The organism is Agrobacterium sp. 22-223-1, from assembly GCF_053522385.1.
In genome coordinates, this window is sequence record NZ_JBNWCN010000006.1 from 37218 (window position 1) to 49461 (window position 12244).

Annotated in this window: 10 protein-coding genes; 7 read left to right on the forward strand and 3 right to left on the reverse strand. The window is 59.3% G+C overall.

All coding sequences use genetic code 11. The annotated features are described in order from the left end of the window. Positions 1 to 31: 31 nt before the first annotated feature. Together ACQZ60_RS21160 and ACQZ60_RS21165 are read right to left on the reverse strand one after the other, a co-directional pair. The gene (locus ACQZ60_RS21160; protein WP_448736079.1) at positions 32 to 514 is read right to left on the reverse strand and encodes a class I SAM-dependent methyltransferase; all 483 of its coding nucleotides are present in this window, start codon (positions 512 to 514) and stop codon (positions 32 to 34) included. Positions 515 to 518: 4 nt separating this feature from the next. Further along, on the reverse strand, positions 519 to 1859 hold the full coding sequence (locus ACQZ60_RS21165; protein WP_448736080.1) for a nucleotide sugar dehydrogenase: 1341 nt from the start codon (positions 1857 to 1859) through the stop codon (positions 519 to 521). 127 nt (positions 1860 to 1986) lie between these two features. Here ACQZ60_RS21165 and ACQZ60_RS21170 point away from each other — a divergent pair, with 127 nt between their 5' ends. Together ACQZ60_RS21170 and ACQZ60_RS21175 are read left to right on the forward strand one after the other, a co-directional pair. Then, positions 1987 to 3084 carry a glycosyltransferase family 4 protein gene (locus ACQZ60_RS21170; protein ID WP_448736081.1) on the forward strand — a complete coding sequence of 366 codons (1098 nt, stop codon included), beginning with the start codon at positions 1987 to 1989 and terminating at the stop codon, positions 3082 to 3084. After that, positions 3081 to 3824: a polysaccharide deacetylase family protein gene (locus tag ACQZ60_RS21175; RefSeq protein ID WP_448736082.1), complete on the forward strand. Its 744-nt coding sequence runs from the start codon at positions 3081 to 3083 to the stop codon at positions 3822 to 3824. The genes ACQZ60_RS21170 and ACQZ60_RS21175 overlap by 4 nt, the downstream gene beginning before the upstream one ends. On the opposite strand, the gene ACQZ60_RS21180 is transcribed toward ACQZ60_RS21175, so the two are convergent. Next, positions 3816 to 4778, reverse strand: coding sequence for a glycosyltransferase family 32 protein (locus ACQZ60_RS21180; RefSeq protein ID WP_448736083.1), 963 nt, complete (start codon positions 4776 to 4778; stop codon positions 3816 to 3818). The two genes, ACQZ60_RS21175 and ACQZ60_RS21180, sit on opposite strands and share 9 nt — an antisense overlap. A gap of 211 nt (positions 4779 to 4989) precedes the next feature. On the opposite strand from ACQZ60_RS21180, the gene ACQZ60_RS21185 reads away from it, so the two are divergent. From ACQZ60_RS21185 to ACQZ60_RS21205, 5 genes are all read left to right on the forward strand, one after another. Beyond that, positions 4990 to 6882 carry an ABC transporter ATP-binding protein gene (locus ACQZ60_RS21185; RefSeq protein WP_031233340.1) on the forward strand — a complete coding sequence of 631 codons (1893 nt, stop codon included), beginning with the start codon at positions 4990 to 4992 and terminating at the stop codon, positions 6880 to 6882. Continuing rightward, positions 6879 to 8780, forward strand: coding sequence for an ABC transporter substrate-binding protein (locus ACQZ60_RS21190; protein ID WP_142779795.1), 1902 nt, complete (start codon positions 6879 to 6881; stop codon positions 8778 to 8780). The genes ACQZ60_RS21185 and ACQZ60_RS21190 overlap by 4 nt, the downstream gene beginning before the upstream one ends. Position 8781: 1 nt before the next feature. Then, complete coding sequence (locus ACQZ60_RS21195; protein WP_059759955.1) at positions 8782 to 9780, forward strand: ABC transporter permease; 999 nt, start codon at positions 8782 to 8784, stop codon at positions 9778 to 9780. Then, positions 9777 to 10952, forward strand: a complete 1176-nt coding sequence (locus ACQZ60_RS21200) for an ABC transporter permease (RefSeq protein ID WP_142779796.1) — start codon at positions 9777 to 9779, stop codon at positions 10950 to 10952. Before ACQZ60_RS21195 ends, ACQZ60_RS21200 begins: the two co-directional genes overlap by 4 nt. 72 nt (positions 10953 to 11024) lie before the next feature. Continuing rightward, entirely contained in the window at positions 11025 to 12233 is a 1209-nt protein-coding gene (locus ACQZ60_RS21205) for a glycosyltransferase family protein (RefSeq protein ID WP_080853049.1), read from the forward strand. The last annotated feature ends 11 nt before the right edge of the window (positions 12234 to 12244 follow it).

A 12244-nucleotide genomic window follows, 5' to 3' on the forward strand; every position in this document is an offset into this window, starting at 1 on the left:
AGCCCCGACACACCTGTCGGAGCGCCCGATCTCAAATCTTGCGATAGAGAAAATAACGGTCCGTCGGCACGCTTGCCGGCACCGGCAGCGGCTTGAGCATGGCATGATCCAGAGGCAGGCCGCTGACCGCGAGACCGCCTTTCGCCAGCATACCCACCGCAAGATCGGGCAACCATGTGAGGGTGATCGCATCCTTTTCCGGATAGCCCGTGCCGATATCGGCATGCACGAATGCTGCTTCCGAGCCGATGAAAGCCGGAGCGGTTTGCGATATTTCACCGATCATCAGATCCTCCTGCGCCGGAACGGAGGAGGCATGCGCACCCATGGCCCTGTCGAAAGCGATGATGCGGCGGTTGGGGAACAGCTCCCGCAGGTGATTGAAGGTGCGCCCGTTGCCAAGGCCGATTTCCATAAGCGCGCCTTCATCCGGCAGATCGAGATCGGCTGCAACATGGTTGAGGATATCCCGTTGCGCGGTCAGCCGGCGAATGAAACTATCGAGTCTGCTCATGTTATCAGGCCTTGATGATGTGTTTTGCGGCTATATCCCGACGCGCGAAAACATTGCGCGTGTCGATGATAAGCGGCGCCCATTCGCTTAGAGCGGCATAATCCACATTGTCATGGTCGGTCGCAACGAGAACGGCGTCGAAGGCGCCTATCGCCTGCCTGTCCCACGGCACGGATTTCATGCCCATCAGATGGCTATATTCCCGGGTTTTCGGGATTTCGGCCACGTGGGGATCGAAATAGGCCGCTTCGCCGCCACGCTCCTGAATAAGCTCGATGAGCTTCAGCGAGGGACTTTCGCGAATATCCGGCACATTCTTTTTATAGGCGAGGCCGACGACCAGCACCTTCGAGCGGCTGAGCGCCTTGCCGGAATGAATATCGAGCGCCTCCGCGACCCGCCCGATGACGTGACGTGGCATGCCGGTATTGATCTCGCCGGCCAGTTCGATGAACCGCGTCGGCAATTCATATTCGCGCGACTTCCAGGTGAGGTAAAAAGGATCGATAGGTATGCAATGGCCGCCAAGACCCGGGCCGGGATAAAACGGCATGAAACCGAACGGCTTGGTCTTCGCCGCATCGATCACTTCCCAGATGTCGATACCCATCGCCTCGTAGACGACCTTGAGTTCGTTGACGAGCGCGATATTGACGGCACGGAAGACGTTTTCGGTGATTTTGACCGCCTCGGCCGTGGCATTTGTCGAGACGGGGACGATCTTTTTGACCACCGAACCGTAAAATGCCGCCATCAGTTTTCCGGCCGCCTCGCCATCGCCAGCGACGACCTTCGGAATGGTCGAGGTCTCGAAATCGCGATTGCCGGGATCTTCCCGTTCGGGTGAAAAGCCGATGAAGAAATCGACGCCGGAGACGAGCCCGGTACTTTCCAGAATGGTCTTCACCACCCCGTCAGTCGTGCCGGGATAGGTGGTCGATTCCAGAACCACAAGCTGCCCCTTGCGCAGATGGGCGGCAATATCGCGACAGGTCTTTTCGACATAAGAAAGGTCCGGCTCGCGATATTTCGTCAGGGGTGTCGGCACGCAGATGGCAATGACATCGCATTCGGCCAGCCTGGAAAAATCCGAGGTGGCGACAAAGCCGTCATCCTCTCTCACACTCGCCAGCACCTCGTCGGAAACGGCCTCGATATAGCTGCGCCCGGCCTCGATCGCGGTAATTTTACCGGGATCGATATCGAAACCGACAACCTTGAAACCGCCCCTGGCGATCGTCATGGCAAGCGGCAGACCGACATAGCCGAGGCCGATCACCCCCGCTTTGGCGCTTTTGTTTTCAATGCTGGAAAGCAGGTTCCGGGAAGTGTCTGGGGAAGTCAAAGCGTGTCACGCTCCGCGCATGTGCAAAAGATGCCTTTCAGTTGGGCAAGAATGACGGACCTGTCAAGGCTCGGCCCTTTCAAATTCCGGTTGACGCCCAAGCCACCGCCAACGCACAACCATCGCCATGAAGATCGCCTTTTATGCGCCGCTCAAATCTCCCAACCATCCCGTTCCCTCCGGCGACCGGCTGATGGCCCGTTTGCTAATGACGGCGATCACAATGGGCGGTCACGATGTTTCCGTCGCTTCGGAACTGCGCAGCTTCCTGAAACAGCCGGATGACCCGGCAAGGGCCTTGCTCGCCGATGAGGCCGAGCGCGAAATCGAGATCGTCGCACGGCACTGGCGACGGGAGGGCGTGCCGGATCTCTGGTTTTGCTACCATCCCTATTACAAGGCCCCGGACTTGCTCGGACCGGAACTGAGCAAACGTTTCGACATCCCCTATGTCAGCGCCGAAGCGTCCTATTCGCCGAAACGGAATGGGATGGGATGGCAGGCGGTTCAGGATGGGTTGCTGACCGCATTGAACGCCGCCGCCATCAATATCTGCTTCACCGCGCGGGATCGCGAAGGGCTTGTGCGGGCCTCGCCCACCCTTCGCTGGGCCATGCTGCCGCCTTTCATCGATGCCGGGGCCTTTCTCAAGAACACGCCCCAGCCGACACCCGCAAGGCTCATCACCGTCGCCATGATGCGGGCGGGTGACAAGCTCGACAGCTACCGCGCCCTTTCCGAAGCGCTCGCCCTGTTGCCGCAGGATCTCGACTGGACGCTGGATATCGTCGGCGACGGACCGGAACGCACGGCGGTACAGGCCATGTTCAGCCCGTTTCCCAACCACCGTCTCGTCTGGCACGGGGAAAAAACCGCGGCCGAGATCGCAATGCTTCTTTCAAAAGCCTCTCTCTATGTCTGGCCGGGCCATGGCGAGGCCTATGGTCTCGCCTATCTCGAGGCGCAGGCTGCCGGCCTGCCCGTTGTGGCCGAAAAAGTGGCCGGCGTCCCCGAGGTGGTAAAATCCGGCGCCACAGGATTACTGACACCAGAAAATGATAGAGCCGCCTATGCCGACGCGATTAAAACCCTGCTCGGCGACGACAGACAGCGCGAAGAACTGGCACGGGCGGCCCGACAATTCGTGAGGAATGAACGGTCTCTAGAAAATGCCGCAAAAGAACTGAACCATATCCTGCTGCAAGCAAAGGCGCGAACATCATGAGTCTGGAAAAACTCGTTGCGGCACTGGACGAATGCGGGCGGCGCGGCATATCCGCCGATCTCTGGCTCCGGGACGACGATGCGGTGGAGCCGACGCCCGCGCTCGACACGTTGCTCGATCTTTGCGGCGACTTTTCCGCTCCGGTCACGCTCGCGGTCATCCCCGAGATGACGACCGATAAGCTCGCACGGCATCTGGATGTGTCGGACATTGCCCAGGTCGCCGTGCATGGCTGGTCCCATACGAATTATGCCAGCGAGAAGGAAAAGAAACAGGAACTGGGATCGCATCGCGATCCCGCTGTCGTTCTCGATGAATTGCAATCCGGACTGGATAAACTCCACGACCTGCATGGCGGGCGTTTGGTGCCGATGCTCGTGCCGCCTTGGAACCGTATAGATGCCGGTATCGTGAAGGCACTGGCGGGCTTCGGATATCGCGCCCTATCCGTTTTCGGCCCGGAGAAAAGTACCCTGCCGCCCTGCCTGAACACCCATGTCGATGTGATCGACTGGCACGGCAGCCGCGGTGGCCGCGACGACGACGTGCTCTTTTCGGAGACCGCCGCCCGCATCCTGACGACCGCCGAAAACGGCGGCACGACCGGCATCCTCACCCACCATCTCGTCCATGACGACAATGTCTGGCGCTTTCTGAGACGGCTTTTCGAGGTAACCGCCGATCATCCCGCCGCCCGCTGGCGTTCTTCGAAAGACCTCGTCGACGAAATCTCACCATGATTTCCAGGCGATCAGCAACCCGCTCGCCTCAGTGGAAAGTTCCCGCCTGATCGCTTCCACCGTCTCAAGAGGGGCGCGGTCGGGAAGGGACGCGGCAACGAACCCTGCCGGCGCGAGGCTGATGCTTCCCGCCCGGGCGATGATGGTGAAGATCAAGGGGCCGGTCGACCACCAGGCGGGCGCGCGAGGCATGTCTTCGATAATTCCGGGAAAGGCAGCCAGCATCCTGCTGAAAACCGGATGTCCGGCAGGCGCGGCGATGAAGGAATTGGCAAGCAGCATGCTGCCCTGCCCCGTGTCCCGCGGCGTTTTTTCGTCAAACACCGTCAGCCCCGCCAGAGGCAGGAATGTATCGAAACTCACGTCGTCCCGCGCCGGATACCAGTCGCAATCGAGATAGATGCCGCCAAACCGCTCCAGCAGCATATAACGGGCCACATCCACTGCGCCCGGATAATCGCCCTTTTCCAGCATGGTTTTGAAGACGCCGTTCGAAAACACGCCTTCCCGCTCAAGATCGGCCTCCCGCCAGAGCCGATAGTCGTAACCATGGTTCGAAGCGTGGGCGGCCCATGCCTTAACCGATACCGGCGGGGCTTTTTCCCCGATCCATATCTGGTGAATGAGCCTCGGCACATCTTCACGGCTTTTGACGCTGATCGTGCGACGTTCTTCCGTGGAAAACCGCGCATATTTCTCCAGCACCTGCGGGGGTGGAACAAGCGTATATTGATAACCGATCTTGGCGACCATATCGCCTTCGGCCTTGGCGAGGCGCAGCCGTGCCGCATGCAGCCGGCGCGGCAGGCCGAGCACTGTTTGCTCCCCCATCAGGTGGCCGTCCTTTGCTGCAACCAGCGATAAGAGAAGCGCATTGGCTTCCGCATACTGACCGCCATTTTGCAACTGCCGGGCCTTATCCAGCTGGGCATCGTAATATTTCTTGTCGGACATGGATCCTCATCCAGAAACGCTCGTTAACATATCGCCAAACAAAAAGCGTCAGGCAAGCCGTCGTGTTTCGGAAGCCGGCTTTGAATTCGCTAAACAATTCGATGTTTCAGAGGCATAGACAGACAACAAACCCTGCGATAACGTGGATTTAAGCCCTCCTGAGCAAATTGTCACAAGGCAACGATAAAGAGACGGCAAGGAACCCTTTGGCATGAGCGCAGGCGCAGATTTGCTCCGTATTGAAAATCTGCGGGTCTCGTTTTCTCTCATGGGTGGTACCATCGATGCCGTCAGGGGCGCGAGCCTTCGTATTCTTCCGGGAAAAGTCACTGCTCTCGTCGGCGAGTCCGGCTCCGGAAAATCCGTCATCGGCCAGACCATCATGGGCATCCATCCCAAGACGGCGCGTGTGAATGGCCGCGTGCTGTTCACCGATCCGGAAAATGCCGCAGCCGGCCCCGTCGATCTGCTGCAATTGCCGAAGGACGGCCGGGAAATCCGTTCGATACGCGGAAATCGCATCGGCCTGATTTTTCAGGAGCCGATGACGTCTTTCTCGCCGCTGCACACCATCGGCAACCAGATCGACGAGGCGCTCAGGATTCACAGCATCCTGTCACCGGCCGAACGTGCGGAAAAAATGCATGAAACGCTCGACCTTGTAGGGTTTTCCAAACCCAAGAAGGTCGTGAACATGTATCCCTTCGAGCTGTCGGGCGGCATGCGCCAGCGCGCCATGATCGCCATGGCGCTGATCTGTCGTCCCGCACTTCTGATCGCCGACGAGCCGACGACGGCGCTGGATGTGACCATACAGGCGCAAATCCTCAAGCTGCTGCGCGATCTGCAGAGCCGCCTGAACATGAGCATGCTGCTCATCACCCACGATCTCGGCGTGGTAGCCAATATCGCCGACGAGGTCGCGGTGATCTATCAGGGCGAGATCATGGAGGCCGGTACGGTCGACGACATTTTCAAGTCACCAAGCCACCCCTATCTCAAGGGCCTGATGGCCGCCGTGCCGCATTTCGACATGAAGCCCGGCGAAAGGCTGAAGGCGCTTCGCGAAATCAACATTGACCACGAAAGCCTCGTCGGCAAAAAAAACGCCGCGGTGAACAAGACCCCCGGCCCGCTTCTGACCGTGGACAATATCAGCAAGACGTTCACGACCCGGAAGTCCAGCTGGTTCCGCAAAGGCGACGCCAACGCCACCAAAGCGGTCAACAGCGTCAGTTTTGAAATTCGCCGCGGAGAATGCCTCGGGCTGGTGGGTGAAAGCGGCAGCGGCAAAACCACCGTCAGCAAAATCCTCATGCGCGCCGTTCGCCCGGATGAAGGCTCGGTGACCTTTCACCGGCCTGAGGGCGACATTGATGTCCTCAATGCCAGGGACGGAGACCTGAAAGAGCTGCGGTCGAAGATACAGATGGTCTTCCAGGACCCGATATCGTCGCTGTCTCCACGCATGACCGTGGGCAACATCCTGAGCGAGCCGCTGGAAATCCACGGACGGGGCAATGCGAAATACCGCGCGGAGAAAGTGCGCAATCTCGTCAGGGCCATTGGGCTCGGAGAAAGCGCGCTCAACCGTTACCCGCACAGTTTCTCGGGCGGACAGAGGCAGCGTATCGGCATCGCCAGGGCATTGGCGCTCGGTCCCGAACTTCTCATCTGCGACGAACCCGTTTCCGCCCTCGATGTCTCCGTGCAGGCGCAAATCCTCAATCTGCTGAAGGATTTGCAGCAGGATCTCGGGCTAACCTATCTCTTCATTTCGCATAATCTGGCGGTGGTGGACTATATGGCCGACCGCGTGGCCGTGATGTGCGAGGGTCGTATCGTGGAGCTGGCGCCACGGGAAATCCTGATGCGCTCTCCGGTTCATCCCTATACGAAATCCCTGCTGGCGGCCGTGCCTTTCCCGGATCTCGACCGTCCGCTCGATTTCCGCACCATCGGCAAGATCAGCGCGACGGGCAAATTCGACTGGGGCAAACAGTTCCGCGACGAGGGTGATGGCGACATGATTTCCGCCGATCTCGGCGAAGGCCATTTCGTGCTTGCAAACGGCAATGCCGATATCCGGGAGCTTCGCCCTTGATCACGCGTCGCACCACCCTTGCCCTCTTGGCCTCCGTCTTCCTGCCGGCCTATGCGCGGGCCGGCTATACCGACCCCGCTTATTTCAAGGAAAAACGGGAAAAGGGCGAATTGCCCGACGTGGCCGAACGCCTGCCGAAAAACCCGCGCGTCATCGACATGAAAGCGCTTGGCCGCGAGCCGGGAAAACATGGCGGCTCGGTGCGTATGCTCATTGGCGGCCAGCGCGACATTCGCCTGATGCCGATCAGCAGCTATGCCCGCCTTGTCGGCTATGACGAAAAATTCGAGCTTCATCCGGATATTCTCGAAAGCTACGACGTTCAGGAAGAACGCATCTTCACCTTCAAGCTGCGCGAAGGCCACAAATGGTCCGACGGCAGCGACTTCACCTCTGAGGATTTCCGCTATTTCTGGGAGGACGTCGCCCTCAACAGGGAAATCCACAAGGGCGGCCCGCCGATCGAACTTCTGGTCAACAGCAAGCCGCCGCTTATCGAAGTCATCGACCGGCTGACGGTGCGCTACACCTGGGACGGTCCGAACCCGGATTTTCTGGCGAAGCTCGCAGCGGCCTCACCGGCCCGGCTGTTCCTGCCCGCCGCCTACATGAAACAGTTCCACGTCAAATATCAGACGGCGGAAAAGCTCGCCAAGCTGATAAAGAAAAACAAGACGGATGACTGGAGCGGGCTGCATATCAAGATGTCGCGGCAGGTGCGGCCCGAAAATCCCGATCTGCCGACGCTGGATGCCTGGCGCAACACCACCGCGCCGCCAGCCGAACAATTCGTCTTCGAGCGTAACCCCTATTATCATCGGGTCGACGAAAACGGCCTGCAACTGCCCTATCTCGATCGTTTCCTGCTCAACGTCACTTCGTCCGACATCATCTCGGCCAAGACGGCGTCCGGCGATAGCGATCTGCAATATTTCGGCCTCGATTTCGCCGATTACACCTTTCTGAAGGATGCCGAAAAGCGCTTTCCCCTGAAGGTGAACCTCTACAAGCGCTCTCAGGGTTCACGCATCGCGCTGCTGCCCAACCTCAATTGTGCCGACCCGATCTGGCGCAGCGCTTTTCAGGACGTGCGTGTGCGCCGGGCGCTGTCGCTCGCGATAAACCGGCACGAAATCAACATGGTCTGCTTTTACGGGCTGGCAAAGGAAAGCGCCGATACCGTTCTGCCGGAAAGCCCGCTTTACCGGCAGGAATTTGCGGACGCATGGAGCGCCTTCGACCGGGCGGCGGCCAACAGGCTGCTTGACGAAGCCGGTCTCGACAAGCGCGACAATGCCGGCCTTCGGCTCCTGCCGGATGGCCGCCCGGCCTATATCATCGTCGAAACGACAGGCGAAAGCACGCTTGAAACCGACGTGATGGAACTGGTGACGGATCACTGGCGGCATATCGGCATTGCCGTTTCCGTCCGTCCCACCCAGCGCGATGTCTTCCGCAAGCGCGCCATGGGCGGCGAGGTGCTGATGTCGGTATGGATGGGCATGGATAACGGTGTGCCGACGCCGGACATGCTGCCTTCCGGCCTCGCCCCCACCGGCGATGACCAACTGCAATGGCCGGTCTGGGGCGTACATTATCTTTCCGGCGGCCGCGAGGGCAAGGAGCCCGATCTGCCGGAGGCGGCGCATCTGCTCGATCTCCTGAAAAAATGGCGCAGAAGCGTCACCGAACAGGAGCGCGAAGCCATCTGGCTGGAAATGCTGGGTATTTATACGCAGCAGGTGTTTTCCATCGGCATCGTCAACGGCGCGCTGCAACCCGTCGTTCATGTCAAACGCATGCGAAACGTGCCGGACAAGGCGCTTTTCGGCTACGAGCCCACATCCTATCTCGGCGTCTATATGCCGGATAGCTTCTGGTATGACGGAGACGCCTGATATGCTGCGGTATATTTTAAAGCGCATCCTCGTCATGATCCCGACACTGATCCTGATCTCGATGCTGGTCTTCACCATCATCGAATTGCCGCCGGGCGATTATTTCGAAAGCTATGTCGCCGAGCTGCGCGCCATGGGCGAGACGGCGAACCTTGCCGAAATCGAGGAGCTGCGTGTCCGCTACGGTTTCGACCAGCCGGCCCCGATCCGCTATTTCCGCTGGGCAACCGGCATGCTGGTCGGCGATTTCGGTTATTCCTTCGAATACCAGCTGCCGGTCAGCGATGTGGTGGGAGACCGCCTGTGGCTGACGGTTCTGGTCTCCTTCGTCACCATCATCGTCACATGGCTCCTCGCCTTCCCGATCGGCATCTACTCCGCCACGCATAAATACAGCTGGGGCGATTACGGGCTCACCTTCCTCGGCCTGCTCGGCATCGCCATTCCCAACTTCATGCTGGCGCTGATCCTGATGTATTTCGCCAATATCTGGTTCGGCATCTCCATCGGCCATTTGATGGATCGGGAATATCTGAACCAGGCGATGAGCTGGGCGAAGTTCAAGTCGATCCTCGAACATATCTGGATCCCCGTCCTCATCATCGGAACGGCGGGCACCGCCGGCATGATCCGTCGTCTGCGCGCCAATCTGCTCGATGAATTGCAGAAACAATATGTGGTCACCGCCCGCGCCAAGGGGCTGCACCCCTTCAAGGTGCTCACCAAATATCCGCTGCGCATGGCGCTGAATTTCTTCATCTCGGACATCGGCTCGATCCTGCCCGCCATCATCTCCGGCGCGGAAATCACCGCTGTCGTCCTGTCGCTCGAAACCACCGGTCCCATGCTCATCAGGGCGTTGCAGAGCCAGGACATGTATCTGGCCGGCTCATTCCTGATGTTCCTCGCATTCCTGACGGTGATCGGCGTTCTGGTGTCGGATATCGCCCTTGCCATACTCGATCCGCGAATCCGCTTCGGAGGTGGTAACGTCAAATGACTTCATCCATTCCGAACCCCGGCGAAGCGCTGCCCCACTATGTCTCGACCGCGCCCTTCGACCCGTCGCTGATCGAACCCAACACGTCAGGAATGGCGGCCTTCAGCAAGGCCTCACAGCTCCGCCTCATGTGGTGGCAGTTCCGCCAGCACAAGATCGCGGTGTGGTCCGGCGCCTTTCTGGTGGTGCTTTATCTTTCGATCCTGATCTGCGAATTCCTCGCACCCTATAATCTCCACACCCGCAATATCGAGCATATCTACGCCCCACCGCAGGCTATTCACCTGTTCAATGACGGCAAATTTGTCGGCCCCTTCGTTTATGGCCGGGAAATGACGCTCGACATGGATAATCTGAGACGCGTCTACCGGGATGTGCCGACGGATATCCAGCCACTGCGTTTCTTCTGCAAGGGCGATACCTATCGCTTCTGGGGCATGTTCGAGGGCAGAACCCATCTCGTCTGCCCGGCGGAGGGCGGTGAATTGTTCCTGCTCGGCACGGATCGTCTCGGCCGTGACGTGCTGTCCCGCATCATCTATGGCGCGCGCATTTCGCTGACCATCGGCCTTCTCGGCGTCGCCATGAGCTTCGTTCTCGGCATTGTGATCGGCGGTCTGGCGGGTTATCGCGGCGGCACATTCGATCTGATTGTCCAGCGCATCATCGAAGTGCTGCAATCCATCCCGAGCATTCCGCTCTGGCTGGCGCTTGCGGCGATCATGCCGGTGACCTGGAGCCCCATCCTCGTCTATCTCGGCATCACCATCATTCTCGGCATGCTGGACTGGACGGGCCTTGCGCGCGCCGTGCGCTCGAAACTTCTGGCCCTTCGCGAAGAAGACTATGTTTTGTCTGCACAATTAATGGGTGCCAGCACGCCGCGCATCATCGGCAGACACCTTATTCCCGGCTTCATGTCGCACTTGATCGCCTCGGCAACGCTGACGATACCGGGCATGATTCTCGGCGAAACCGCACTGAGCTTCCTCGGCCTCGGTCTCAGGCCGCCGATCACAAGTTGGGGAATTCTGCTCACGGAGGCGCGCAGCGTCAGCGTCATTGCGCTATATCCATGGCTTCTCATCCCGACGATCCCGGTCGTTCTCGTCATTCTGGCCTTTAATTTCTTCGGCGACGGACTACGTGATGCTGCGGATCCCTTCAGATAAAATGGAACACCCTTTGATAAACTGCCCTTCCGCCATCGCCTTTTTTGTGAAAGGCAAAAAGAGGTGTGGCCCATGACCTCCCGTTTGAACGACGCGCGTATACTCATGTACAGCCACGATTCCTTCGGGCTCGGGCATCTGCGGCGGTGTCGCACCATCGCGCATGCTCTGGTGGAGGATTATCGCGGCCTCAACGTCCTCATCATTTCAGGCGCGACGATTGCCGGCGCTTTCGATTACCGCGCCCGCGTCGATTTCGTAAAAATCCCGAGCGTCATCAAGCTCCGCAATGGCGAATATACGTCCATGGACAGGCATATCGATCTTCAGGAAACCTTGAAGATGCGCCGCTCCATCATCTACCACACGGCCGAAAGCTTCCAGCCGGATATCTTCATCGTCGACAAGGAGCCCATGGGCCTGCGCGGCGAGGTGGAGGAAACGCTCGCCTATCTCAAGGGACAGGGCACCAAGCTCGTCATCGGCCTGCGCGACGTCATGGATGCACCGCAGCTGCTCGAAGCGGAGTGGAAGCGCAACAATGTCATGACCAAGATCGGCCAATTCTATGACCATGTCTGGATTTACGGCCCACCCGATTTCCACGATCCGCTGACAGGGCTCGACGTTCCGCACACCGTTCGCGACAAGATGGATTTCGTCGGTTTCCTGCAGAGATCCAAGACGCAGGCCGAAACCGTATCGCATCGGCCGGAAGGCGATTACCTTCTCGTCACCACCGGCGGCGGCGGCGATGGCAGCGAATTGATCGACGACGTCATCAACGCCTATCGCCATGACAGCGAACTGACGCACAAGGCGCTGGTGGTGCTCGGCCCCTATATGCCGGCGGATCAACGCCAGCGCTTCATGAGCAGCGTTGCCGATATTCCGCATATCGAGATCATCGAATTCGACAACCGCATGGAAGACCTCGTCGCCGGCGCACAGGCCGTCGTCTCCATGGGCGGATACAATACCGTCTGCGAGATATTGTCCTTCGACAAACCCGCCCTCGTCGTGCCGCGCACGGTGCCGCGCGAAGAGCAGCTTATCCGCGCCAGCCGCGCCTCGGAACTTGGCCTTTTCGACATGCTTCTGCCGGAAGATGCCGAAAACCCGGCAAAAATGGCGGCTGCTCTGAAAGCGCTGCCGAACCGCGCACCGCCTTCCGTCAATGCGCGCGGGTTGAAGCTGGACGGTCTGGAAAACATATCGCGCCGGATAGCCGAATGGCTGCCGCCCGAGGGCGACAAGGCGCCGATCACGCTGACCGCGTGACCGGTTCCCCA

Excerpts from the sequence above, each read along its gene's own strand:
- ACQZ60_RS21160 (WP_448736079.1), bottom strand. The coding sequence starts at position 514 with ATGAGCAGACTCGATAGTTTCATTCGCCGGCTGACCGCGCAACGGGAT.
- ACQZ60_RS21170 (WP_448736081.1), top strand. The coding sequence starts at position 1,987 with ATGAAGATCGCCTTTTATGCGCCGCTCAAATCTCCCAACCATCCCGTT.
- ACQZ60_RS21175 (WP_448736082.1), top strand. The coding sequence starts at position 3,081 with ATGAGTCTGGAAAAACTCGTTGCGGCACTGGACGAATGCGGGCGGCGC.
- ACQZ60_RS21180 (WP_448736083.1), bottom strand. The coding sequence starts at position 4,778 with ATGTCCGACAAGAAATATTACGATGCCCAGCTGGATAAGGCCCGGCAG.
- ACQZ60_RS21185 (WP_031233340.1), top strand. The coding sequence starts at position 4,990 with ATGAGCGCAGGCGCAGATTTGCTCCGTATTGAAAATCTGCGGGTCTCG.
- ACQZ60_RS21195 (WP_059759955.1), top strand. The coding sequence starts at position 8,782 with ATGCTGCGGTATATTTTAAAGCGCATCCTCGTCATGATCCCGACACTG.
- ACQZ60_RS21200 (WP_142779796.1), top strand. The coding sequence starts at position 9,777 with ATGACTTCATCCATTCCGAACCCCGGCGAAGCGCTGCCCCACTATGTC.
- ACQZ60_RS21205 (WP_080853049.1), top strand. The coding sequence starts at position 11,025 with ATGACCTCCCGTTTGAACGACGCGCGTATACTCATGTACAGCCACGAT.